Origin of the sequence: Vibrio sp. T20, assembly GCF_007858795.1 — a bacterium.
GTDB classification, from domain to species: Bacteria; Pseudomonadota; Gammaproteobacteria; order Enterobacterales; family Vibrionaceae; genus Vibrio; species Vibrio satsumensis.
The window spans coordinates 1-26,967 of sequence record NZ_VFEB01000155.1; the positions used below are offsets into that span (position 1 = coordinate 1).

The following is a 26,967-nucleotide window of genomic DNA, read 5'->3' on the forward strand; positions in this document are numbered from 1 at the left end:
CAAGGGATTTAAAATCCCTCGGCGTTCGCGCTGTGCCGGTTCAAGTCCGGAATTATCAAGCCAGCTTAATGCTGGTTTTTTTGTACCTAAAATTCAGATAAACCTCTCCTCAGAATCCTTTCTCCTGTCTATCTCCTGTTCCCTGTGCAGATTTCCTGTGCGAGTTAAGTGCCAAGGATCTCCTGTGCTGATGTGTTGTGCGGAAATCTCTTGCTAGCATACTTAAGGTTGAATTTCTGTGCGTCTCTTGTCTTAGTCCTGTAGACAGGGACGCAATAAAGTGGACGCGAACCCTAATAAAAATCTTACTAAAGGGTTAGTGTCCGGTTAGCCCTGCTATGAGCTCGATTTTACGTCTCCATTGGTTATCAATAGCAAGTATTTTTTATTAGTAAAATGACTGTTAAAAACATGGTATTGAAAGAGTGGATACTATTTTAGAAACACATTGTTTTATTGTAATTTAATTGACTATATACTGATGGTGATTTAGGCAGTTAAAGAGTTAATTGGATGAGTTTTCGAGTAGTTAGTTTCTCTTATGAAAGTGATAGTTTTAAAACACCTTTAGTAGAGTTGGCAAGGAATGATAGTGCTCAAGATGAAAATTATTTCACGGTAGTTATTGGTAACAATGGTGCTGGTAAAAGTCGATTTGTAAGTAATCTTGTTGATGCGTTTCGTGACGTTAATGAAAAAAAAAGGCGGGACCTTACAGAATATCGCTTGGATTACGTAAGAGATGGTTATTTGTATGAAATAGAAAGAAAGTTTGTTGAAAGTAAAAATGGTCGTAGATACAAAACGGAACTATCTGTAAACCGAGAGCCGTGTTCACCCAACCGCGTTATCACTATAACAACAAGCCTGTCTGACAAATTTCCGAGGGATGGTTACCATCAACTTAGACCAACCGAGTTACAAGAAAATGGAGACGACTACTACCTTTACTTAGGTCCCAGAGCCATTAATGGCATGTCCACTAGAATATTAATGGATAAGGCTATATCGGCTTTAGTGGTAAATGTTGGTTACCAAGAACATAGTGAAAGTTACAGGTATATTTTTGACTATCTAAATTACGAACCAGTAGTAAAGCTCAGTTACGAAGTTCGCATCCCAAGAAATTTATCTGGTGATTTAATTGAGATTACAGGTAAAGACTTTAAAGAATTTCTTCATGACTATTCATCGAGTCGAGGAGGTTTTCGAAAGGATTCTATTGAGAGAAGTTTAAACCGTTACTCTGATAGCCACTGGGATGAGCTTGCGAAAGTTTATCAATATATCAAAATATCGTCCCACAAAGACAGGCACAAGAATAAATTTTCATTGCTTGTTAACTTCTCTGAAAGAAATGAAGTAAGAGATACACAAGGTTCAGATGAGTTAAACCTTGATCTTTACTTGAAGTTAGAAGAATTAAGAAAATATGATTTAGTTAGAGGTCCAACAACTAAACTTTATAAAAAAGATGGTGGTGAGTTTGACTTTAACGATGCTAGTTCCGGAGAGGCCAGTATTCTATCTACTCTGATTGCGCTGACGCCAAATGTGGAAAATGATTCCCTAATAGTAATTGACGAACCTGAAATTAGCCTTCATCCATCTTGGCAGTATAGATACATTGAGCTGATTGATAAAATACTGTCTAGAAAACGAGGATGCCATGTTGTGATTGCAACGCATTCTCATTTTGTAATATCAGACCTACCTATGGGTAGATCGAGTGTGGTTCACTTTAAAGCGAACAATGGTAAAAGTGTAGAATGTGATTACATTGAAAGTGAGACTCATGGATTATCAGCGGAAGATATTTTACTAAATATATTTGATATGCCTTCTACCAGAAATTATTACTTGTCAAATGAGGTCTCTGAAGCGTTGGAAATAGTTGCAGAAGGAGGTCGAGATAGTGAAAGGTTTAAGTTCCTTGTTAGCAAGTTTAAAAGATATATTTTGCATGTAAAAGATGTTGATCCACTCAAAGATGTACTAGTTACACTGATTTCTTTAGAGAGGTAGTCAATGTATAGCAAGATTTCTACCCCTTATAAGTTTACAAATGATGAAAAAAAAATTATACAAGGTAATTTTACATCACATGATGATTGGACTAAGTCCGTATTTGATGGGATTAAAGGGAATATAATTGATTATCTAAGAATAAAGCAGGAGAATAAATGTTGCTATTGTCGTTGGGAGTTAGGGTTTGATATAAAAGAAGTAGATATCGAACATATAATACCTAAATCAGAGTATAGTCAGTTTACTTTTCATGCAAGAAATCTTGCTTTATCTTGTCCAGGTTGCAATACCTCAAAAGGTAAAAAGAAGGTTCTATTTAAAAGCATTACCTATTACCCTAGAACTGGGAGTAATATAAAGATAATTCATCCACATTTTGATAACTATTACAAAAGTGTCGAAATTCATGATGGGGCTGTATATGAAGGGCTTGATGATAAAGGTTGTGAGACCATCAAGAAATGTAAATTATATAGATTAAAAAAGGTTTTAAAGAAAAAACAGGAAATAGCAACTAAAGATACCCGAATAAAACAGTTGGTTGAGGAATTAAGAACAGCATCTCAAGAAGATCGTGTTGAACTAGCTGCGGCTATAAATGAATTGATTGGAGGTGCGTAGTTCTATTTTCTTACTTGTATAAGTATTGATGATCTATCCGGATTAAAAATAAGTGTAGATTTATATTAATAAAGCAGTCTCTAATGTAATGAGGTTGCTCAATGGAGAAACGCTTTAAATTTACTACTAATAAGATCGCGAGTTTACCGCCTAATGATCCTAATTCTCGATCCACTGAAGCAGAGTATTCCTGCTCCGAATTATCGGGCTTCAAGGTTCTGGTTGGTAAGAATGGGCGAAAGAAGTGGCTGGTTCGATATACCTTGAATGGTAGAAAAGGCTCTTTATCTCTTGGGACGTTTCCTGAAGTTTCGTTGGCGGATGCAAGGAAGCAAGCACAACGTACTAAGCTAATGGTTGCTGAAGGAGTAGATCCAAAAAACTCAACTGTCAAACCAGACATACCTACTGTATCCGAATACTTCAACAATCACTTCATTAAAATTTCTAAGTCACGCAAGAAAAGTTGGCGACATGATATAGCAAGATTTAACCACTGTGTTGAAATTTGGGATATCAGTTATGACCAGCTTAGAGTCTCACACATACAGTCCATGGTCGCAGGATTGATAGACAAGGTTCATTTACGTGGTAAGAAGCTAAGTCGTTCAACAATTAACCGTGTGTTATGTTTGCTCAAGCTAATGGGCCGCATGATAGAAGAAGAGTACTCCATTCCCAACGTTGCGGCTCGTGTTAAGTTGTTTCCAGAAACAGGAGCTAGGGAGCGATGGCTATCGCCTCAGGAGATAAAACGGATTTTCGAAGAGCTAAGAAAACCGGATTATTGTCCTATTCGTAGCCGGTTTATTATTCTGCTTTTCATGCTGGGATGCAGAGAACGCAGTCTCAGGGCTGCTCGTTGGCCAAATATTGACCTTGAAAATGGTGTGATGCGTATACCAAGGGAAGACTCAAAGAATGGATTTCAACACCAGATCCAGCTTACACCCCAGGCGATTCAAGAGTTTCGGTTTTTGCTAAGGCTCAAGAAGAAGGGGAACCCATATGTATTTCCAGGGCAAAAAGAAAAGTCACACATAAGCCAACCTCGACATTTATTCAACAAGATCAAAAAAGAATTGATGCTTAAAGAACCCGAACAGATCGTTTTTCATACGGCGCGTCACTCTTATGCATCATCACTTATATCTGCAGGCGTTGATGTTGGTGTGCTAAAGCAACTTCTCGGCCATAAGTCCATTAGTAGCACAATGCGTTATGCGAGAGCTGGGAATGAGTCTCTTCGTCAATCTTCGCAAGTTCTAATCCAATTAATCGACGAAGCCTAATCGCTTCAATATTAAATCAACATATCAAGCCCGAACTCAACGAATGAGTTCGGGCTTTCTCATATATGGAGTTTAGAAAATGAAAATAATTACACAATTTAATGAGCTTGATTCATTGCCTCTACCAGAAGTGACGATAGCAGCTTTACGACACCACATGACTGAACCATTCGAATTTGATGATGTAATTACTACCGAATTCTGGCAAGAAGTCAGCACTAGCCTGATATTAATCGAAGAGTCAGATACGGATGAAACCATTAGTCAGCAACCGGAGAGTGTTCAGCACCTTATTCGTTTTGTACAAAACTACCCCGAAACAGTTTACCTAATTAACAGTATTGACACGGGTTTTATAATTGCCCTTGCAATCATCACATCAGCAGGGGGCGGCGTTTATTTAGTTAGTCCAATATCAAATACGTCTCACCCTGTACGGATTTTGTTACCGCACGCAGAATCGTTATAACTCAAGCCAAACAATAAGGATAAGTATTTATGTCCCGCAAAATCGCCAGCAATAAAAATAAAGCCGATAGTGAAATCGAAGTTATGGAAGAAAGTTTACAGACAGGAGCGGAACCGGAGAAAGTACAAGAGACACAAGACCAAGATAATCAGGAAGCAATAGAGTGTGAGAATACTTCCATTCTGTTATCTGGGAAAGCAAAAAAGCTTAGTCCAAAGAGCGAAAGTTGCATTTATTTCGACTTGGTCAAAATGAGAGGAGATGAAGAACTGTATCTAAAGCTAACGGGTAATGACAGTGGGGGATTATTCACCAAAGAGCTTATTCCAATGAAAAAACTGATAAATATTCTTAAGGAGTACAAAGATAAATCATTTAAAAGTACAGTGTTAAAACCAGCAATAATCGGCGGAAGTGCGAATAATCCATCATTTATAGCTAGTACGCTAAGATCTGATGCGATGGGACTAATAAAGGCTGCGCCAAATAGTTTGTTTCTTCACGTTCTGTCGCCAGATTTTGATGTACGTTGTGATGAACTGATCGCATTAGTTGACGCTGACGGAACCCCTAAAACCACTGCATAAAACCCCCCTTTCATACTGCGCACAAACCAAGAGTGCAGTACACGTAAAATCAAAGAGCAATTATTATGAAACTGACCTATGGCGAAAAGCTAGGGATACCTGTGTCTGACGCTTTTAAACAACTAATCAATGATGAAGTCGGTGAACATCAAATTAGCGATGATGTTACCGCAATTACGCTTAATTACAGTGATAGTTTATATTCCACTGAAGATGGAGGATTCCACCCAATCGAGTTACGTTTCGAAAAGAAAGGTGACTGCTGGTATCTGTCTTACCTGACGGACTTTTCCTATGCTGGCCTTTACTCCGAACTTGAGAAAGAAGTTGATTTCGATGTGATTCACGGTGTTGCCTTTATACGGTTCATGGGGGAAGTGCCACTAAGCAGGCCAGATGTTCAAGACTTCTTTAACACCTACCAGGCTAACTTTATCAGTTATGTAGAAATGGAAGCTTACGATGACGTTAAGCTAACTGTTGACTGGAACCAAGTACCAGACCGGGACAAGAAATGAACAGGAGAAATTTTCACGTTGTTCTGGTCTGTGAATTGGACAAGCCATCATACCAGTGAAAACAAGGTGTGATGGCTTTTGCCTTTTCATTACAGGTTACTAAGCCAAGGGATTAGAAAATCCTTGAACTTCAAAGCCAAAGGAGGAGATCTGAATGACCTTGTGTCAAATCAGTAGTTGGAACTGTCAGGGAAAATTCCCGAGAAAGTTAGCGTTCGACTCATGGCTACATGTAAAAGTAAGGGCTGAAAACAGGTGCGTTGTGTTTGTGGAAGGTCAAAGCGGCCACGGAGCCTAAATCACATTGTTATAAGGTGAACTGGCCGGTTGATGGGGGACGGATTAGTAATCGGCTATTCCGGCCCCATTACCATTACTGGCAATGAGGAAGGGTAATGGATCGCCAAACGGACAACTTTCGTTAAACGTGATGCACTCTAACGATAGCCAGAGGTGATTGAATCTGTAATTTCAATAGCTATATATTATTAACAATTCGGCCCCTAGCGGGTTATTTATTAGTTTATTAGGATGTACTAAAAAATGGCAACGTTTTAAGTTTTCCCTTATTCGGTATCAGTCTACGATTCCATCAAGTCAAGGGCTTTGCATGCGGAGCATGGAAAGACAAGAAAATGGTTCATACTGGAATGTTCAAGGCTAGGGCCGAGGAGTTGGGTAACTCGCGGCTTGATTATGTAGCGGGATGTCTACGACGGAGATGCCAGCCAACACCAAGATTTAGACGGTGATTGACTAGGAACTGTGGCTTTTACATGACGGTGTTCAGGTAGATCTGAAGTTCTTGCTTCAACTGGTACCGTAACCAGTCGGGTGACAATACCTCTGCATCAGGAAGCCACGCCTTTAGCTGACGAAGCAAGTGTGGAATGTTATTGGTTTGGTTACAGGCTAATACGTCTCCGGAATTCAGTACTTTCAACACTCGAAAATCATGGTCGGTGCTTTCATTGAAGAAGGCATCGGCAATGCGTCCTCGAATCTGTATAACCACGTCGACAGGAGTTATTGACTCAACATCTGATCGCCAACCAGTGATGATCTGCTCGACGTTAGTATCGGGAGAGTATTTGTCCTCATATCGGACTAACTCGGAAATTCTGGCAACTCTGAGTAAATCTAGGCGGTTTCTGTGTGCTCCGGCGAGATACCAGAGTCCTCTATCGTTCACCAACCGGTATGGGTGGAACTGATCATAGGCCTGTCCATCGCAGACAAAGCTGATTACGTGCCGTAGTTGAACCGATTCGATAAGTTTCTGGAACATAGAAGCGTTTTCGCTGATGTCTTCAATCCGTGGGTTCTTGAATAGAAACGGCGGCGTCGATTTGTTGTTAAGCACTCCGTTACTCAGGTAGTGCTTGCCCGAAAACAGGGTGTCTAGTCCCATGTTGGCAAGTAATGTTGATATTTCGTGGCTAGTCTGCTTACCCAAGACTTTTGGATCAAGAAAATAACATGCACCTTCGCGTTGAATAGGGAGGTAATTTAATCGCTCATTGAAATCCCGCTGCAGGGTTCTTTCACTCACACCGAACTCTCGCCTCAATTCTTCCAGACATAGCCGTTCTCCCGTATTCAAACGGGTCAAAATAATACCAAGTCTTTTCGCTAGGGTGTCGTGTTCTTTCATGCTACGCATTTTAGATAGACCACTCGTCAGGGCATGTCGTGCTTTGAGAGAATCCGATTATTTCTAGCGAAACTTCATAAGGTTACTGATATTGCTATAGCTTTTATTGGTCGCCAAAGCGTATGTCTGACAAGGCATATGTAACTTGAGTGAAATTGATTCACTCGTCTCGACATTACCTGTCGATCACCCTCTTTAAACTATTAACCATTCTCGCTTTCGGTGCCTTTACCGATGGCGTCATGACGTATTCAAGGAAACAACACAATGAAAAAATCAATCATCCTGCTAGGTCTATCGTGTCTATTCGTTACCACATCATCATTCGCTGGCGGTACGCTCGGCGGTAATCCGGCTGACATTTCGAAGATAGAAAAATCCTGGAATGGGAAAGCAGGTAAACAAGTTTACTCTCAGTCTGGCCAACGTATTGAGTGGTATGCCGATGCCTGTGGAACAATGAATGGTCATGTCACTGATGTGACTCAATGCAGCCCAGATACCCCGAAAGGTAAAGCACAATAAGTTTTGTTGCGGAGCTTGGCTCACGATATCTCAGTTTCGAAATTGGAACTCTCTAGGCTGAGGTATCAATGAGCTCTGCAACACCCTAATAAACCAACAAGAAGGAACCTTTACATGGCGATTAAATCAATAACAACACTAGTTAAAACCTGTCCTGCATGTGGTGAGCGTGCATATGATGATGGTAGCTGTCAGGTGTGCGGTCACTCTCACTAAAGCTGTATTGGTAAAAATCTAAGGGGTCATGTTCTTCATTGAGCATGGCCCTTTTCGTATCATATCTACAGAAAAGGAGTAAGTACGTGGATAAAGACAACTATTCTGAACCACAAAAAGGATCAGAGACTCTATCTAAAAGTAGGAAAGAATTAGGATTTAAAGCTGCTCAGCTTGGTGGTGCTATAGGCCTTCGATTTGGTGGGCCATATGGAATGTTAATTGGGACAATCTGCGGATTTTCAGCAGGAATTTTGATTGATGAGGTACTGGAGGACTAGTTAATCAATAAAGCAGGGACGCATGTTTCTGTTTTTTTATATCGACAAGAACAAACCATATGGTCAAGTGGTGCAGACTGCGGGGGTAACTAAAAGCCTCTTACGGTATTTCAAGTTTTGTCCGTGACTCTTAACAAAGTAATAACCCTGTTAGATAGCACTTCGCTGTACAGGGATTACTTTTAATTAATCATTAAGGATAAGGTCATGGAAAACTTCAATAATATTATCGAACACAACACAAGTGAACTTAAGAACGGCAATATGAGTGCATATTTGGCTGTGCTGGAAGACAGTATTTATCAATACGAGGAAAGGTATGCTCCGATGAAAGGCAGAGCTTATCTACGTAACTACGTTCGGTCTTGCTTCCGCAATGATCTAGCCAAGAAAGGAGGTTACGACTCCTTTGGCCGCAGGCAATTCAAGACTTATATCAAACGTTGGTTCCACAAGGTTGGCGAGAGATAAAAACCACATGTGGCGTATCGAGATCTTATCTCTATCTGCGCCAAAAGCGGACACAAAGCCTAAGTAGATATATTTTTAGGTTTCGAGTCCGCTTTTTACTTGTGTTTACGGATACTGAATTGTTTTTGACACAAACGTTTTAGGTATTTTGGTCTAAAGTACTTAGTTCAAATTAGAAAAGTATCTTGAAACCTTAAACGTATGTTAGCGCTCAGCCTGAATTTCCGTAATGGAACTCCTAAGCGTAGGTTCTACATTAACTTTTCCGCTATTAATATGGTAATAGTGAACTTTACCTTTTTCACCATATTGTTCAATGTAACTATTACGAACATGATTTCCTAAATAGGCTGTATGGCGAAAGTTACAATAGAGTCCTCATCACGCATGAATTCACGACGGTCAACACAAGTCATTTCAGCAACTAAATAATAATTACTGTTAGTGTGCTCTTTGAACTTTGAAAAAAAGTCCTTAGATACAGTCATGTAAGTTCCCAATGAGCTACCAACTTCTATTCGATGCGCTGGATACCAGTGTTCTACCCAATACCTCCAGACACCATTACTTACCGTACCGCCAAAATATTCTACGCTGGATTCATTCTGGGTTACTGAGCTTATTGGTAAATCTCCAACACAATAAGTAGGACGGAAATAACCCCTAGATAGCCAATCAATTTCCCACCGCCCAAAAGAAGACGGCCAAGTCCACTTGGCTAAAGGAAAAATACCTTCTTTAGTATTCCTTGCACTATTAATTGAATCGAATATGTAATGAGGGTCGACCATTTCGATCTCATGTAGAGAGACTAAGATTACCCTCAGATCAATACAAACACCGGTATAGTTTCTGAGAACAGGACCATTGGCATGTAATAATATTTCGTCAGAGTTGGCTATCTGGGAAAGGTATTGCTCAAGTTCACTTTGACCAGGTAAAAGATCATCCTTCTTTAAATCATCTAACCTAGGCCAGAGCTTAGGCGAATCTGAAGGTGAGAGATTTATTGCAATGGAACCAAAGGGTAATACTTCTTCAGCATGCATCAAAGCCATATCTACTGGAATAGAGTATTGATCGATAGCGTAAGCCAACGTCCTAGTATACGCAGATAATATTGATGACTCTGCAGTCCATGAAAAACTACAGCTAATTTTATCTCGAGAGGAAAACTGATCACCACAGAAATTATGGGGGTTGAAAACAGGACAAAAGTGCCTTTCCTGAATTTGTTCCCATTCAAGAAGGAAATGCTTAACTAGCGGTGCTTTATGTTCTTTTTCCAACTCTTCGATAGTCATTATGTACCTCAATGCAAGGCCATTGGCATATCTTTCATACTTTGCTCTATTTGGAATTAGACCTTCCAAAAACTCAGAATATAAAGGTGTTAAATCATCTCTTCCTGCATCCATATAGCCCAGCTTTGATATCAGTTCATCCGATATAATAGAAGGGAAACGTATGTTTTGAACTATCTCTTCTTTGTGAAAGGGAGATTTTTCAATAAGTAAGAGAATTGACAAGTAATCTACGATATCAACTTCGTACTGCTGTTTTGATAGGTATTGGATATATAGCGAACGAAACTCAGTATTAGCATCGTCTTGCAAGAGCATTGAGATTTGCTTTGCAGTTTGGAGTCTAGCATAGCGGTCAGGCCATTTATAATGAAGATATATTAGATGTAAGGGTGCAAGTCTTTTTTCAATAGGTTGCTTATACCAATACAGTTCATTTAGTGGAAGATGTGCAATATCTCCCTCAAGACCACTAACCATGGCTTCTGTAATTTCAGCAGCAAGATCCAATTGGCCTGCGGCAACTAAATAAGTCACAAGTTGAGTAGAGGGAACAATTATTGCCTCGTCTCTTTGTACCTTCGATGAGCCTGCCGGCATTGTATCTCGTAAAATATTTTCCCATTTGTTCTTATATGTTGAGCCATATTCTCTTAATGATTCTTCTGATTGGGAGTGAGAATACCGATTCCAGCTATTGTTTAGTTTTATATCCCTAACGGCCCATGTATATGCTTTTGTCTTGCCATTAATATCTTTACTCAATAGAAATATTTCATGTAGACACCTATCAAGCTCATAGTCTGATTTTTCTTGTTCATAATATTCGTTAAACGAATTGAGAATAATGGCCCCCTGACCTTGCTCTTTCCAGTACGTTATCCAATCTATGACAAATTTCTTGCGAACCTTGTATGATATGGAGTGTAAAGTAGACCTAAATTCATCCAGGTTGTTCGGCTGGATAGTCTTAACGTCAGAGAATTCAGATGTTTCTTCATGTTCTGTCGAATTTAGTTCTCTAAGAAGTGGGGGAATACCACCAAGAATTTTGTATTGCTCTTGATAAATTGTGTCTAGTGTTGCGTTTCCCTCAGCCCTTTCTTTTAATGCTCTGAGTGAATCAACTGTGGTCATACAACGTAGAAATGAATGCTCTGATTGTGTAGACAGTGGAAATGTCTTGATTATGTTCTCAAGAATAACATCTGTTCGATGCCAATTTTCTTCTGACAAATGATAGTCAAATTCATCAACCAGACGTTCTGGGTTGTGTTTTGCTAATAATTTTGTGAACCAATTTGGAATATGCCCTATTTCTCGTTCTGAAAAATCAAAAACATCTGTTGTAAATGTTGCTACGCGCCTCAACCAACCTGGTACTTGAGGACAGTTCGAGTTCGAGCACTCGTCAATGGCTTCAAAAACTTCATGTAGGGTAATGTCTTTTCTATGGCCATACCCGACCATATTCAAAGCGGCACGTTTGAGAAATAGGCTAGCTTCATCGTGAAGTCCGTACTTGCTTGCCAAAATTCCTATTGCAAGGCTGTCATTTGCTAGTGTGGCAGTGTCCTCTCTGCGGAGAATCTCGGCATCAAAGAGCTTGTGAAATGCTTGAGATGTAATACCTTTAGGAAAGCTAATAATAGAATTTTGAGCTGAAACATCGAAAAATACATGCGAACTCCACCAGAGGCTTTCTGTAATCATTGAAAAGTCGCTTTCATTGAACATAGTAAGCTCGTCAACCGAGTCACAGATAATGCTTAGATGTAAGGATATCTTAGCTAGAGATTTCCTTATATTGAATAATATGGACGTTAACTTATAACCCATCCGGTATTGATCTGGTAGTGCAAGAATGACGAAACAATTGTATAGATCCGATACTTCGAATTTATCCCCTGCCTTAAGTTTTTCAGCGATAGTGGTCGATGCATATTGAAAAGTGACCCACGCATTTTTAATAAACTCTTCGATACTGTTCGGTTCGACCAAATGCGGTTCCTCAATCACGACCGAGTTACTAAACCTGTGAGCAAGAGTATTGAAGAAGTACTGATAGAAAAGATTATAAGTAGCACCTTCATATTCCTCTGGACACTCTAATTGCGGGAGTTCATCAGATTCAACATCTTTCCCATTTAGTAATAAATGGAGTAGTCCTAGGCTGGAATTGGAAATACGAAGGTTTGGGAATGCTTCTGTTAACGATACACCTTCAATGCAAGCTGCTAAAACAATTTCATCAATTATTTTTGAGGAAATACTCTTTGGTATATCAAAGACAGATAAATCTAGTAGTAAATGTCTATGCCCATATTGGATAAGAAGTTCTACGATCCTAGTGAAGGACGATGACTTATCAGTAAGTCTTTCATAAAATTCATTGATGACCTCTAAATCAGGATTCTCATAACTCATCAAGACTTGTAAATAGTCATCAACAAGACTGTTTAATGTCTGATAGTGATTAGAGTCCTCCAGTCGAGCATAAAATTGTATCCTGCGATAAATTTCTCTTTCACAATCTTTGACGATTCTTTCATTTTTTCCTTGTAAATGCTTAGCAACGATTACTATTTCATTATCAGGAATAATCCTCAGATTATCGGCTCTCCAAAGAAGCCCGAAAGTATCTGATGAACAGTTAAGTGAACAGTCCAAAAATTGACTAAAGTCCTGTATCTGAAATTCAGGACCATTAAGCAATCTCATTTTCAAAGTCCGAAGTCTTAATAGCTCAGAATATAGTGATTGTTCGAAGGCTATACTTTCAGCAACACCGACTATGTGTTCTATATGCTCTAATGGATATGCTTTGCAGAGTGACCGGACGAGCCATTCTTTGGTGATCCCTTGTAGTAGAGGAGTAGCATTCCCTAAATTTGCTTGAATTATCCAATCCCAACCCCATTTCCAGTATTCGGGGGCATGTCGGTCGATCCAGGTTTTTGATTTCTTATTTAGCCTTTCTTTTGATTTGGAAAAAGCATCTTTTCGCTTTAGATAAACAAACAAGCTGTTATGAAATGGCGTTATTCCGCTAAGTCTATTTTCAATGAGGTGTTGAATTTCAGAAAAGCTATTCCTAAAAATAAGACTGTCATCAAAACAAAATTCCAAATGCGTTTTATCCGGCCATGAAAAGTCAGCATTCACAATAAGAAGGAGAATTTCTTTCGCACTTTCAGATAGTGAAACCCACAAATTCTCATAGTATGCGTGTATATCCCCATCAGGGCAGGTTGGAAGCCTTTCCACGTCATATTTATTGATTTTATTTCTAGCCAACTTCATGCTGTTCAGAGAATAAATAATATGGAGGGGATATCCTTTTGAAATGTCTAGCAATGCCTGTGATATTTCTACGACTTCTTGCCTTCTGTGCTCATCCACACCAACAACATTTATTTCTTCAATTGAGACCAAGAAGTCTACTCTATCCTTAATAGCAGCTAGTCCCATAGCTGGAATATCGAGCCATGACTTATCTCTTGGCGCTGATCGTAATAACGAATTAGGTAAATATTCGTCACTTATTGGTTGTGTACCATAGAGTAAGCAAATTTTTTCTTTGAGTGGATCAATTCGATTAACTAGATGTTCAAGTTGACTGATATCTGATCTTTCACGATAAACATGGTCTAGCCCATCAATGATGACGACAAGTATTTCATTACTTTCAGTCGCCATGTCAGCAGCCTTGCGAATCCACATGTCTAATTTCTCTGGATCGAGTTCATCCTGAGAAAAATCAGATGGGTATAGGCTCTTTATCTGGCTTTGTAGGGATTGTGCTGCGTTATTGAAGGCAATCCTGTCTCCTATAAAATGTGGAGACAAATAATAATGATGCCTTATAACTGGTGTCTTCTTCTCTATAAGTTGGTCGGTCAAGAAAGAAAGATATGTACTCTTCCCCATGCCTGGAAGACCTGAGATAACCGAGCAGCCAGGCTTGGTGGTTCTTTCTAGTATTTCGCTATGGAATTCTTCTAAAGGTGGTATGTAGCCTCCCGGTACCTCAAAAAACTGAGATATAGTCCTTTTTGAACCAAGGGATAAGATCTCGTGAATATGCTCGAGGCAAATTCTCCCGTCTGGGGATGGCTCGTTTTTTCGAGTTGCCCAACGCTCAACCGTTTTTAATAGCTGAAGCCAACTTTCATTATTTGCATGATCGGGAACTAGTGAGTCCTGAAGCTTGAATTCTAAATCTTCGATTTCGTGTTGGCTGTGCTCAAAAATTAGGTTTTCGAAGAATGTTATGGCTTTTCGTTCGTCGCCAAGCTGGGTAGATACTCTAGACTTTACTTCGTCTGGAACTAAGTTGTAATCGATCTTGTTTTCATGAAGACAATTGGATAGAACAGTGTCGGGCTTCCTATTCGTAATGAGCTTGGCTATCGATATCACATTTGAATCGCCGAACCTTTCAAGATCAGCAGACCATTTCTCTATTAAAGAAGTACCCTTCGGCTTTTTCTTTAATAGCCAATCAAAATCAAGCCTTAGGTCTTCACGAGTTGAATCGATTGTGAATTTGACTTGATAAAGCTCATACTCACCACTAGCTGTAAAACAAATAACATCATCTAGGCTTTTTACACCACCTAGCCCTTGGTTATCCTCAATACTCATCCATTGGTATTTTTCTGGCTCGTGATACCAATTTATCAGCATACGAATACACATAAGATCTTGATACGTATATCCAACTCGTGTCAACTGAGATGGCTTTATTCCTGAAAGTCTTGTCAAGAGAGAGATCCTTTATGTATATACTTTCTAAAAAATGACAAGGATTACCTCTTCCAAGGGCAACCATTCTTATAAGGTCACGATTAGTATTGGGTAGTCATGTCTGATCATTACAAATACGGGAGTAATTTAGCGAAAACCACTTCAGCCTCCGCACTATTGACCACTTTAAGTCACTGACTAAAATAACAAAAACCACTCCTAAGCGTAAATAGCAAGAACGATAATTGTGTGTTCTGATGCGTATTATCAGGTCGCAATACCAAGTAAGGAGATTTTACTTAAAAAATCTATGCATTAATAAGTCGTAAGCTCACGGTTTATATTCAGCAGACAATAGTTTTAAGATCTTTGGGTTAGTTGAAGTAAGTCTCACTCGAGTTGATATGATGGACTAATTTTTTTTGCACTAAACGATATTGGGGTATAAGTGAGCTAGAGCTTTGATACCACTAAATGTGATCACTAGTAAAGTTGACTATCCAATCAACTAAGTATCGATTTACCTACCAGTCACGATTGAGAACCAAAAGAGTCGGCCACAAAACCTAAATTCAAACTTATTAGGCTTTGCGTCCAGTTCTGGTCATTTGGCTAGCCACACATCAAGTGTGTTCGGATCACCATCTTTGGTCCAACAGTCTGGTTGGCTTATGTTGATATCAGACCTTATCTTCAACTGTGGGTACATTTCCTGAACCACTTGGGTCATGATCTGCGCTGTTAACTCACTGACTACATTTAAGTGTTCTTTAGGTACTTCGAAAACAAAGGCATCGTGCATCGCAACGATCAATTTGGCGTTGTAACCTTTATATAACTGATGAAGTCGATTTCCGGCTGCTTTGAACAAGGCTGCTGCTGTACCTTGTACTGGCATGTTTACCATCCAATTTTTCTCAGTGTGGCCGCGCTTAGCATCCAATTGGCGGTATCGGTGCAATCCCGTTGCAGTGCTGACATGCCCTCGCAGAGTGCCATACCGGGGCATTCTCTTAATGGCTTTTTGCAGTTCGGGAAACATCGATAGAAACTTATCCATCAGCTCCGTGGCCTTGTTGACACTGATATTGAGTTTTTTCGCTATTCCGAAGCTGGTGATACCGTAAATTAGGCCAAGTGTACATTGCTTCATGATGGCTCGTTTCTCTGGATGTTTCTCTTTGAAGGCCGACGAATCGCAGCTGCGGTATTCTGATTCTAACTCTTCGCTGAAGAACTCTTGTGCCATGGCTGTGTATAGGTCGCCTTGGTTGTACATCTTGACTAAGTTTGAGTCGCCATACACGCCAGCAGCAATCGCCACCTCAATCTGTGCCAGATCGACTTCTCCAATCGCGTAACCGTCTTGTGCAACCACTAACGGACGAAGGACAGCAGGAAGACCTAAGATATTCGGCGCAACGGTAGCCTGTCGGCCTGTCGCAGCCGTAAGCTGTTTTTGTTCTGGGTGAACGCGTCCGTCACTACCGACAATACCGGGCTGTAAAATGACGTCTTTGTAGACAGAATCGATATGCGTATATTTGGCCAAGAATGCCACAGCAGGGTGCAAAGCATAGTTTTTGCTTAGCATTTCACGTTTAAAATTATAGTCGTCACCATCTTTGAAGTGATGTAGTAATCCGAGTGAAGCAAAAAGCGCTTGTTTTTGATGCTGGCTATTGGGGTTTGTCATCCCTAGTTGTGCGAGCTCTTGACTGTATAGATTAAATTTACGCTCGCACGCTTCGAGAATTTGACTGCACTTATCTCTGCATACTTTAAAGCCGTTCCACTCGATAGCGGCGTTAGTCACGATCCAAGGCATCTCAATACTGATAAGGTGTTGGTGGATACCAAAGATGAGGCAGGATTGGCTTTGTGGTAGATACAGTTTTGCCACCGTGATGCTGAGCTGCGACGTCCGTTCAATCTGGAAGGCAGAAAAAGACTGGTGGTCTTGCTCAGAGCCCATCTGTAACTTCACGCTGGAAGCGAGGCCGTTTTGTACATTGTAACGTTGAGCTGTCTCCGCTAAGCCATAAAACACCATGTTCTGTTCAGCCAATGTTTTTTGGGCTTGTATCTTTTCGACCGTTGAAATACCTTGTGCGGGCTTAGCGTTATTGTGTTGACCAAGATATCTGGCTTTTTCTGCAATGCAGGTATCCCACCAATATCTGGGCTCGTGTAGGCCCAATGACCAAATACAGTGCAGGTCAGATTTGGCGTCGTGGGTTACGTAGGTCACAGGCAGATCGAAAAGGCTTTGTAGTTTTGGACTAATCGAGGGAGTCGCAACGTCAATGACGAACGAGTGCAGCGCTAGTGAGTTACTTGTGTTCTCCATCAGCGTCATGCTGAGTAAGCGTGGAGTCATGGACGAAATATCATATCTGTCATTGCCGTTCGGTAGCGTGACTACCGGAGTCGAGTAAGTGAATTGAAAGCTGAGACTGACAGCGGATAGAGTTAATTGGTATGCCAGATCAATCAATTGTTCGAGCTCGGCTTCATGCTGAATGAACTGAGTTTTCCCGATGGTATGTGACGTATCTTGAGGCAGAATCAAGGCACTCGATGGTGGGTTTGTTCTCTTTTTTAGATGCGCTTGGGTTCCAGGTAATAATTCCATTGCATGACCTTTAAGTTGTAAGGAAAGCATTTCTGACAATGCCTTCCTTGCTGAGTTAGTGTTGGTTATCCGGTCTTATGGCGTCGAACGGTTCGAGTGCTGATCCCAAGAGTTGAAGCAATCTCTTGCTGCTTAATCCCGTCGGCTATCATCTGATTGATCTGCTCTGACAGGCTTGCCGACGTTCGGGCTTGCTTGCTTTTTAAACAGAAGTGTTTTCGCAGTTGATCTAGATTGGTGTACTCATGGTCGTAACCCGACTTTGGTGCATCGTTATTTTGAAACGTGATGATTTCACGCGATTTTGTAAATGGGCGAACACGTCCAATGGCTTGGATGACGACACCCATTTCTAATGTTTGCAGCATTGGGTTTACGACTTTAGCGACATCAGAGTACCGATACTTTTGATCTGTGATGACGCCATAACGCCGTCGAGGGTTGTCAGTGGTTGCAATCGCCACGTCTATTCGCTCATCCTCGGCTCGTAGATCCTGAATCGCGTTGTTAAGTATGTCTTGGGTTACGTAATAGCTGTTTAGGCAGTAGCAGCAATCGAACTCCTCGAATTGATTAATACCGATGACCCCGTAATGGATCATGGGGACTAAGGTCATATCGTCACACTCTGCGTAAGCGCTTGCGGGAACCACACGAATATCCTGAACCCCTTCCTCTGCCAGAAATTGATTGAACAAGGAAACGCAGTGGTCGACGTGTTTCTGTTTAGAGACCAACAATACGCGTTTTCCTTCTCTCACTCGTTGGAGCGTCAATTGGGCGAAGGTATCTAGGATTTGTGGTGAGTTTTTCTTAAAGTTTGTCGCAGTCCCAATTGAGGACGCGATATTGTGCCAAATCGTCGATTCCCCTCGGAACTCAATGTGAGAGTAAGGGCTATAAAAATCCATCCCGAGCTTAAGTTTGAGTATGTCCGGGTAGGTGGTGCCGCTGTATAGCACTGTGTCGTATCCCGCATTGACTGGCGGCGCAGGAAAGTGAATTGAACCATCCGCTAATTTTTCGCGTGATTCTACCTCAGACACTCCGAAGCTTTGAATGTCATACAGAATATTGATGAAACGATCGCCAAATATGCGATCGCCAATACTGGTGATTTGAGTGATCTGATCTGGAAAAATTGCAGGGCAGCGCCACGCAGAAATATCGCGCAGTTCCTCCGTCGAGGCCTGTCGTAAACATTCTAGGTAGTGCGTTAGAGTGCCTTTTACATAGTCTGATAGATGACTCTCTTGCACGGCTTCTAGGGTTTGTTCAATCGATATGGGCGATATGCATCGACTGTAATGGTTTATGCTCACATTGGCTTCATCGAAAATGACTAAAGCATTGTTTGCTTTCGCCATCGTTACGATGTGTTGGATGAAGTAGGGGTTACGCACGAAGTGGGATTGAGCTGCATATACAATTTTCGCCCCATTCAAATTCTTGCCGTATTGGTCGGGCCAAAAACACTTATCTTTATTTGGACAAAGGGCGCAAATGTGCTTTTTGCCCAGTAGACCTAAGTTTCTACATTCGTAGCCTTTCCAGCTCAGATCGCGAGTTTCACCACACAACTTGCTGGGACGGGGTTGTATATTGACAACTTTAACATCGGCTGGAGGGCTTTGAAGGGGCTTTCTTTCTTCAAGAATTCTTCGAGTCGGCGCCGAGACAATGACGCAATCATATGTTTTCGACTCCAACGCCAAAGTGGTCAACTTATCCAGTTGGTACGACTTACCAACGCCTACCATCCAGTCGTTGAGCACGTAGTGGTGTCGCGTCAGCATCTCAAGCATAGCCTGAGCACTATTATTAAAACGAAATTCAGCGAGGCTTTCGGCCCCGCTGATGATGACTGGATTAACCATAATCAAGCCACACCTTTGAAACGTAGGCGTCTCTCGATCTCTGGGATATCTCGCAGTTCGTCGTCGGTCAAAATACGGTAGATATCAGACAAGCGTATTTCGCCAGAATCGAATGAGTCGGAAAACGCGGTAATTTTATCTTCATCGATAGTGGCGTACTCGGGGAGGGCAGTCGCATGAACATCATAGTTGAAGCCATTTTTCTCAATTGACACGAGTTGACCGCCCTTGGTGACGTAAGGCTTGATCTGCGGAAACAAGGATTTTGGCTTTTCGGATGGTGGAACAGCCAACACCTTCACCTCTCCCTCAATGTGATCGTAGACGGGAAATAGGTAGCGGCTATCTAATTTAATTTGAGCGCGGCACATCAGACAATCGGATCCACTGCACTGAAGGAACCCGAAGCCATTCATGTAGTGAAAGTAGACTTTCTCTGCCATAGGCGTAAAGAAGGTCAGCTCTGCGGACGAATTCTTTAAATCAACAGCCTGAAGTGCCAGAGGTGCAAAGTTAGGTTGGTTACTTGAATCGCCGTTAGGAAAATCGTTGAAATTCACCATAGAGTTGCGGCCATGTGTTTCGTAGTTTGCCGAAGTATGTGTGTTGTTTGAGTAGTTCATCATGTGCTCCAAAATTTATTCTTGATTCGGCAGCCAATATATTGGCTGCCGAATTTGAGGTATAAGAAGGCCGTCACCGAGAGGCTCGGCTAGTCAAAAATCAAAGTAAAAAAGTGGTGTTGCTAAAGGGTTAGTGTTTTTCGACGGTTTTAATGGCTTCGGATAGTTGCTCAGCAGCCAGCTTATATCCCCAATTCGACTTAATAGTTAAGCGTTGTTCAAACTCACGAGTGATGGCGTCTAGGTTGTCTATACGGCCAACTTGCGCCTGTACTTCGATTGCGGATTCGACAAATTCTTCCATTCGGACTTTCTGACCTTTGCAGGTGTGTCGTTTGGCTTTGTTTGTGTAAGTGATGAGTAGAGCTTGAGTACTAAATGGCATGAGATTTTTTCCTTGGGTTTTATTGATATATTGAATCAGTTATTTGTTTAGGTCGTGCTCAAGTGCGGATTTGACATTAAAGTCAAAATCATCAATTGAGTAAAAGCAGTCGATAGCCAGTGAATGGGTGGCAGCAGAAAAAAGTTCGAGTATTTCAACCTTAGTCATTTCAATATGCTCGATCACATATGCCATTGCATCGTAGATGGACTGAGGTAGCCCTTTTAGGTTGCTTTTATTGTGAATACAACTGAACGAAGCTCTTTCCAGATTGGGAAACACAACATTTGTAGTTACTTCAATATCTGCATCGTTGATGGCTTCTGCATGGGAACCAATCCATTCTTTCATTTCAAAAATATGTTCAATGGGATCACCAATTTCGCTCAAGTAATGGTTTTGAGCGATGGTGATTGCTGTGGATCCGTTTGAGTAATCGCATTCGCCGTTATAGCACTCTTCTGAATCAATAATGTTATCGATGTCAGCAGGTAATTTTGATGGAGCGAACACCAAGTTGTACGCCAGCTTAACGTAGTGAGCGACGTTAGATGGTGAAACAGAGTTAGTTAATGTTGTTAATTTAGTATTCATTCTTTAATTCCGATAGTATGATTTATTCAATTAAATCAGGAGTTAAGTTTTCCTGATGAACATAAATTTGCCCTATAAAATTGATTTTGAAAAGTGCGTATAAATGGCAGGAAATTTGTTCTTGATTTTTTTTAAACATGGTTGATAGCCCCTCAGAATGGTTCTCGCGAGGGTAGACGCTTTTTGAAAGGAAAATTGAGTTTATCCGCTTGTTTAAAGACGTTCTGAGAGCGAGTGAACTTTTACTTTTGTGATGAAAGTCTGGTTTTTTAGTTGTGGTGTTACCGATCGATACTACTAAATCCGGCTTAGAGCTTTATCTCATTGTTTTATATGAGCCTAATATTTAACCAAGTCAATACGACCGGCATTGGTGGCTTTGGTCATCGATGCCGGATTTTTTGTTTTAGTGGCGCCGCCGTCGACGTCAGTAAACTCATGCGGATAATCAGGTGATGTGATTTTGCTGGTGAATTTCGGAGTGATTCGGGGTAGGGTTTCTATGGGCTTTGTTGCGTAATTCGGACAGAAAATCAAATAGCCGAGATTGAGTGATTATTAAACAATACACTGAGTTTCAGGCATACCAAGACCTGTAAGCTTGTTCAGCGCTTTAATCATGGCGTAGGTTTCGCCAACTTGAGCATTGAAGTTTCTCAGGCTTAACCTCCCACCTAGCAACTGCTTCACGCGATACATGGCTGTTTCAGAGAGCGAACGCTTGTGATAACCATAACGCTTTTTCCATTTCTTGTTGGAGCCGTAGAGCTTCTGACAACCTACTGCTAAATTGCGAGGGTGCCCTAGCTCCCAGAATGCAGCTCCTTCTCGTGGCGGGATAAGCGGAACCGCTCGCTTTATCCGTATGGCATCAAAGCAATTTCTTGTGTCATAAGCGCCATCACCTGATATCTCAATGATTTTGCGACGTGTCTGTTTGAGTAAGTTGGGGAGCACTTCGGTATCAGTTACGTTAGATAAACTCAGCTCTGCTGCGACTATTTCGTGGGTGCTTGTATCTACTGCGATATGCAGTTTACGCCAGACTCTACGCTTCCCCCCAGTATCATGCTTTTTGACCTTCCATTCACCTTCGCAATAAACCTTGAGACCTGTAGCAACAATTGCATAGAGAAAACTCGTTTCGCCATTAGTGTGGTAATTAAGGATATGTCGCTGAATCGGCGTGGTCTAACCCGTTTGCCTTGTTTCCACTCGGAAATCGCTTCCGCGTCAATCTAAAAGGTCAGAGAACCACGGCTTATTAAGGCTTGATTACACTGCTTCCAGTTGGTTGTTTTGTAACGAGGTTTAGACATGAGGTTGCGACGATTGATAGGGATAGCCGCACAAATCGTAGCTTCTAGATTAAGTTCCATCGACTTAAGCAACAAAGCCGGCCTAGAATTGTTGTTTCATAATGAAGCCGATAAAAGCCCCAACGGCAGATAGCACTACAGAGCTAATCTGGCATGAGTCAGGAGTTAGATTTGGATTGGAACATAAAATCTAATGGATATACACCAGTCACCAGTGTCGTAAATATCGAGCAACGTAAACTGGACGAAAAACCTAAATAAAAGTTATAGAAAGGATTTATGTCCACCTAAATAATGGCCAAAAAATTGACTTACAAAACATGATTAAAACCAGACAGAAAACAACGTTGCTGATTAAATCATATAGAAATTTTCGCAGAATAAGGTCAAGAGCCATTCCATAGCTAATTCGGTGTAAACGACCCGCAAGCTATAACTAGAGCATGGAGAATGCGCGGAAAATGCTATTGATCTTTGGGGCATTTAAGGTTGCCGAGCCTCTACTAAGGATAGATAAGGTCTAATGGCCAGAAATATCGTTCACTTCGTCCATAGCTCAAAAATAAGACTAAAAACAGAGTTTTGAGCTTTGGTGCGCGGGTCCATGACAACATATTCTGATATATTAAGATGAGTGTTGTTGATGTTCGTACATCTTCATAATACCCTGTTGTTCATAGTTTCGGTGAGAGCACGTTGCTGGATCATTGCACGTACTTCTACTTTGAACCCGTTCGAGGCTAAGTTGTCGACGGACGTTTTATTATGCTTAGGAAATAGGTATGGAAGAAGACTTACACGGGGAGAGTTCCTCCGGCAGTAATGTGCATTCTGCAACTGGCCCCGCTTTAGGTTATTACTACCAGAGTGTTTATGCCCTTACTCTCTTATTTGATTCAACAAATGACAAAGCTTTTGTCTCAGTGGAGACATGGGATGATGTTGAATTGTGTGATGGTGCTAGTAAAGAGCTCCATCAGCTTAAACATTCTATTGATGCTGAAAAGAAAATAAGTGTAGCCAGTCGAGAATTTTGGTCAACAATTAATGTTTGGGTTGATTTCATTAGTAAACATTCCTTATCCCAAGGTTTGTTTGTGTTAGTGACGGTTGCTGATATTAAAGAGGACTCGCCACTTAAGGTTCTTTCTGATACGTCAAGTGATAGAAGTATTTTAGTTGAAGAGATGCGGAAAGAGGCCAAAAAAGTTATAGATGCCAGGAAGGAAGTGGAGCTAGATAACAAACAACGAATAAAAAATAGTCAAAAACCAAATTCGTTACCCTATGAAAATAAATACAAAGGCTGTAAGTCTTTTTTAGATATGTCAAATCCTGATCAAGTTAAACTTGTTAATAATATAACTCATAAAAAAGGCGCTTTTCAGATACATGAAGGTAGAAAAGAAGTTGAAAAGGTTATAAGTAAATTATATCCGGAATATATTAGAATGGAACTAGCAAAATTAATATTGTCTTGGTGGGATAGAGAAGTAATTGAAAGTCTCACTGGGGAAAGAGCTAGAGCTATATATGCGGAAGAACTAAAACAGTTTATCGCAGAAAAGGCTGCTATTTTAATTGATGATGGGCTTACAGATGACTCTGATATTCTTAATGATATCTTTCCTGAGCCTAATTTGACGCCGATGCTCGAAAAGCAACTTGACTTGATTAACGCGACTGATAGCCAGAAAAGAAGATCAGCAGTAACTGAAATGAAGGCTAGAAACCAAAGAAGACAATGGATTGAACGAAGGTTATCGTTGGCAACCAAGATAACGCAATATGATTCGAGATTGGTAAGCGAATGGAAAGATCTTTTCGAAGAAGTGACAGAAGATATAGAACAAGAAGCTCAGAAGGTTGAAGTTGGTAAAAAGCTGCTAAAGTGGTCTCACTTTGAAGCTCATAATGAAGTTCCACCTATCCGGTATGGTTGGACAAACCCTGATTTGGTGCGAGGCAGTTACCAAATATTATCTGCGAAGAAATCAGTAGGATGGCATCCTGACTATATGGAACGTATTACTGATGAGGACTAAATTTTGATCTATGATGATGTTTTTGTGGAAACCAATCCTGCATATTGTGCGTTAATATTACATGGCTATATTCAAGGTTTTCAAAGTGAGTCTTCGCAAGGTGTCGAATTTCCATTAGCGTTTCTAGCACTACCTATTTCGATGTCAAGTAATTACGATACATCTTTCAAGAATACGCGTGTAGATACTGGTTTTTTTACTTGGGTTGATAGAAATCCTAATATTATTATTGAGTTGGCTGACTTAATATCAAATACAAAAATAATTACTAAGAGTGCAATTAAATTCGGAGCTGCAAAAAAGATTATAGGAATAAATTCTTTTGGAAGATTGATCTCTGATGGTGAAAATATTATACCTCCAAAAAAGGTGTCGACGAGTAGCGAGTTGGGCAGAATAATAACTAAATCATATAGATTTGGCCAATGGCTAGGTCAAGTTGATTCTACAAGTACAATATATAATCATCTAGGGCTGGAAATATGAAAAGTTGGAATTTAGAAAGTATTAGATTTTATAGCCTTGATGGTAAAACGCGTGACTTAAACTTCTCATTAGGAGAAGTAAATATAATAACTGGCGACTCTAATACTGGTAAAACAGCAATAATTAGAGTAATTGATTATTGTTTGGGTTCCTCATCTTGTAGAATTCCTTCATTTATTAAAGATAGAACTTCATTTGTACTTACGAAATGGACAAATGGAGACGTAGATCTGATTGTTTCTAGGGCTATTCCTAAGAAAAGTGCAAAGACGTCCACTAAAATGTTCGTTGAATATGGTGCTTGTGTTAACGTACCGGGAAAAATCGAAGACTTAAAAGGAAGGGCCAGTTTAGAGCAGGCACGCTTAGCTATTGAGAAGCTATTTGGAATCGGCAATGCTTACCAAGGTGGCGATAGTTCGATAGCAGACAGAAATAGAATATCTATACGTCAAGCGACTCCGTACATGTATCTCACTAAAAACGTAGTGGATAGTGATACGATTCTAATGCATGGACTGGATGATTCTCGAGCTGCACCAATGATTGTAGGTGCAATGCCGTTCTTCCTTGGGGCTCAAAAGGAAGATGAAATAGCGGCGGAGCGCAGGCTAAAGCAACTGGAAAAAATGATTGAAGCTGAGGTGAAGCGAAAAGAAAACTTAAATAAGTCGAACTTGGATTTTATTAATAAATGCCATTCCTTACTTAGGGAGTCACGTCAAGTTGGTATATACGAGAATCAAGAGCTTCCTGTAGAGGCAGACGCTTTGATTGAAAGGTTACTAAATGTTTCCAAATGGGATTTCAAAAAAGTTAATATACCAAATGAAGATGAAATCAATAGTTTAATTAAAGATAAGTCTTGTATTCATTCTGAGATCAGTCGATTGAAGAGAAAAAGGAAGTCGGCGTTAAATATTGGAAGTGAATCGTCATCATTTAAGTCAACAGTAGAAAGTCAAACTAAAAAATTAAAATCCTTAGACCTTTATAACTGTTATGATGTTCATGTATGTCCTATCTGTGACTCTAATATTGCAGAAGTTAACGAAGTTGTTGAAAAAATTAATGGTTCATTTAAGTCGTTAGAGTTTGAAAGAAAAGTTGTATCAAAACATAAACCTAATGTCGATAACCTAATTCGTAGTATCGACGAAGAAATTGAATTAAATACGCGAGAAATAGTGAATTTAGATAACAATATAAAATCATTAATTGCTGAGTCAGAGGAAGCGAAAAGATTTAATAACCTTTCACAGAGAGCAGCAAGGATTTCGGGTAGGATTTCATATTTTTTGGATTCGCATGATTTCAACTCTTCATTTGATTCAACAAGGCTCAATGCGTATATAGAAGAAAAAGAAGAGCTAGAGGAAAGGTTTAATATTGAGAGGAAGATGCAAAGATTAAGTATAATTGAAAATACAATATCTAATTATGCATCGGAGGTTATGAAAGATTTACCGAGAGGAATTCCTTGTGATACAAGCAAAATACAGTTTTTCTCAAAGAAGCCTAGCGTGGTTCTTTACGATAATGAAGCTGGGAGAGAGTATCAGTTTGATGATGTAGGATCTGATGAAAACTATCTCACTATACATTTATCGTTAATATTTGGAATGCAAAGATATCTTAAAGAAGCTAAGAGACCAGTTCCTAATTTTGTTGTAATTGACCAAGTTAGTCGCCCATACTTCTCAATGAAAGAAGGTAATGAGTCTGAAGTTGAGTTAAAAGTAGGCGTGAGTAATACACAAATGGATGAAGATACCTTAGCCCTAAAACAATATTTTGACTTTCTATTTGATGAAGTTGAACGTCGTAGTGGACTACAAGTTCTAGTCTTGGAGCATGCGTATTTTTCTGATGATAAAAGATATAAAAATGCGGTTAAATATCGATGGCATAAGGTTGGGACAGAAAAGTTAATTCCAGAAGAGTGGCCTGTGTCTTAATTTATGTACAAAGTTTCGAAGCGGACATTGGATAGAATATTCTGTCCGCTTCATTTTCATGTTAATCGAATAAACATCCTGTGCTGCATTCTTTGTGCGCTGCTCATTGCCAGTTTATCCTGTGCTTAATTGTTGTGTATAATTCTCTCTCGATTTTAGGTCGAAAAACAAACGTTGGAACGGTTTTTAACCAATTGAATCCAATAAATAAATTTTTTTATTGACTCATTATCTTAATCAGTTAAAGTACGCCTCGTTCTCAGGACAACACAGTTCTAGAGATAAAGAATTTTGTAATGTTGATTCATGTCGACATTAAGATGGTGTTTT

At 40.2% G+C, this 26,967-nt stretch carries 19 protein-coding genes and 1 pseudogene; 12 read left to right on the plus strand and 8 right to left on the minus strand.

Translation table 11 applies throughout. The features are described 5' to 3' along the window. Positions 1–513: 513 nt before the first annotated feature. The 6 genes from FTW16_RS17765 to FTW16_RS17790 all read left to right on the plus strand — a co-directional run bounded on the left by FTW16_RS17765 (position 514) and on the right by FTW16_RS17790 (position 5,515). Positions 514–2,025, plus strand: a complete 1,512-nt coding sequence (locus tag FTW16_RS17765; protein ID WP_065677665.1) for an ATP-binding protein — start codon at positions 514–516, stop codon at positions 2,023–2,025. A 3-nt stretch (positions 2,026–2,028) separates the two neighbouring features. Continuing rightward, entirely contained in the window at positions 2,029–2,649 is a 621-nt protein-coding gene (locus tag FTW16_RS17770) for an HNH endonuclease (protein ID WP_065677664.1), read from the plus strand. A 101-nt stretch (positions 2,650–2,750) separates the two neighbouring features. After that, positions 2,751–3,941 (plus strand): site-specific integrase, encoded by a 1,191-nt coding sequence (locus tag FTW16_RS17775; protein WP_146492018.1) that lies wholly within the window; start codon positions 2,751–2,753, stop codon positions 3,939–3,941. A gap of 79 nt (positions 3,942–4,020) precedes the next feature. Beyond that, entirely contained in the window at positions 4,021–4,410 is a 390-nt protein-coding gene (locus FTW16_RS17780; protein ID WP_065677649.1) for a hypothetical protein, read from the plus strand. 29 nt (positions 4,411–4,439) lie between these two features. Beyond that, entirely contained in the window at positions 4,440–4,997 is a 558-nt protein-coding gene (locus FTW16_RS17785; RefSeq protein WP_065677650.1) for a hypothetical protein, read from the plus strand. Between the two features lie 65 nt (positions 4,998–5,062). Further along, positions 5,063–5,515 (plus strand): DUF2787 family protein, encoded by a 453-nt coding sequence (locus FTW16_RS17790; protein ID WP_065677651.1) that lies wholly within the window; start codon positions 5,063–5,065, stop codon positions 5,513–5,515. Positions 5,516–6,287: 772 nt separating this feature from the next. Here FTW16_RS17790 and FTW16_RS17795 read toward each other — a convergent pair. Beyond that, on the minus strand, positions 6,288–7,169 hold the full coding sequence (locus tag FTW16_RS17795; protein WP_065677652.1) for a helix-turn-helix transcriptional regulator: 882 nt from the start codon (positions 7,167–7,169) through the stop codon (positions 6,288–6,290). Positions 7,170–7,436: 267 nt separating this feature from the next. On the opposite strand from FTW16_RS17795, the gene FTW16_RS17800 reads away from it, so the two are divergent. From FTW16_RS17800 to FTW16_RS17810, 3 genes are all read left to right on the plus strand, one after another. Continuing rightward, positions 7,437–7,694: a hypothetical protein gene (locus FTW16_RS17800; RefSeq protein ID WP_065677653.1), complete on the plus strand. Its 258-nt coding sequence runs from the start codon at positions 7,437–7,439 to the stop codon at positions 7,692–7,694. Positions 7,695–7,996: 302 nt separating this feature from the next. After that, positions 7,997–8,191 carry a hypothetical protein gene (locus FTW16_RS17805; protein WP_010434944.1) on the plus strand — a complete coding sequence of 65 codons (195 nt, stop codon included), beginning with the start codon at positions 7,997–7,999 and terminating at the stop codon, positions 8,189–8,191. Positions 8,192–8,398: 207 nt separating this feature from the next. Next, positions 8,399–8,662, plus strand: coding sequence for a hypothetical protein (locus tag FTW16_RS17810; protein WP_065677654.1), 264 nt, complete (start codon positions 8,399–8,401; stop codon positions 8,660–8,662). 341 nt (positions 8,663–9,003) lie between these two features. Here FTW16_RS17810 and FTW16_RS17815 read toward each other — a convergent pair whose 3' ends face one another. The 7 genes and pseudogenes from FTW16_RS17815 to FTW16_RS17850 form a co-directional block, all read right to left on the minus strand. Next, entirely contained in the window at positions 9,004–14,733 is a 5,730-nt protein-coding gene (locus tag FTW16_RS17815; RefSeq protein WP_139093589.1) for an ATP-binding protein, read from the minus strand. A gap of 586 nt (positions 14,734–15,319) precedes the next feature. Then, positions 15,320–17,350, minus strand: a complete 2,031-nt coding sequence (locus tag FTW16_RS17820) for a DNA polymerase (RefSeq protein ID WP_065677660.1) — start codon at positions 17,348–17,350, stop codon at positions 15,320–15,322. A gap of 65 nt (positions 17,351–17,415) precedes the next feature. Continuing rightward, complete coding sequence (locus tag FTW16_RS17825) at positions 17,416–19,155, minus strand: DNA-binding response regulator (protein ID WP_261383479.1); 1,740 nt, start codon at positions 19,153–19,155, stop codon at positions 17,416–17,418. Between the two features lie 74 nt (positions 19,156–19,229). Then, positions 19,230–19,850 carry a hypothetical protein gene (locus FTW16_RS17830; protein ID WP_065677657.1) on the minus strand — a complete coding sequence of 207 codons (621 nt, stop codon included), beginning with the start codon at positions 19,848–19,850 and terminating at the stop codon, positions 19,230–19,232. 130 nt (positions 19,851–19,980) lie between these two features. After that, positions 19,981–20,235, minus strand: coding sequence for a hypothetical protein (locus tag FTW16_RS17835; RefSeq protein WP_065677658.1), 255 nt, complete (start codon positions 20,233–20,235; stop codon positions 19,981–19,983). A gap of 39 nt (positions 20,236–20,274) precedes the next feature. Next, a complete protein-coding gene (locus tag FTW16_RS17840) occupies positions 20,275–20,829 on the minus strand; it encodes a hypothetical protein (RefSeq protein WP_065677659.1) in 555 nt (184 codons plus the stop codon). Positions 20,830–21,387: 558 nt separating this feature from the next. After that, positions 21,388–22,148, minus strand: a pseudogene (locus FTW16_RS17850) (IS5 family transposase). Positions 22,149–22,930: 782 nt separating this feature from the next. On the opposite strand from FTW16_RS17850, the gene FTW16_RS17855 reads away from it, so the two are divergent. Genes FTW16_RS17855 through FTW16_RS17865 form a run of 3 tightly spaced genes read left to right on the plus strand, consistent with a single transcriptional unit; the run spans position 22,931 to position 26,637 of the window. Beyond that, positions 22,931–24,193, plus strand: coding sequence for an ABC-three component system protein (locus FTW16_RS17855; RefSeq protein WP_065677092.1), 1,263 nt, complete (start codon positions 22,931–22,933; stop codon positions 24,191–24,193). A 3-nt stretch (positions 24,194–24,196) separates the two neighbouring features. Next, positions 24,197–24,679: a three component ABC system middle component gene (locus FTW16_RS17860; protein WP_065677091.1), complete on the plus strand. Its 483-nt coding sequence runs from the start codon at positions 24,197–24,199 to the stop codon at positions 24,677–24,679. Next, positions 24,676–26,637 (plus strand): DUF3732 domain-containing protein, encoded by a 1,962-nt coding sequence (locus tag FTW16_RS17865; RefSeq protein ID WP_065677090.1) that lies wholly within the window; start codon positions 24,676–24,678, stop codon positions 26,635–26,637. The genes FTW16_RS17860 and FTW16_RS17865 overlap by 4 nt, the downstream gene beginning before the upstream one ends. Positions 26,638–26,967 lie beyond the last annotated feature (330 nt).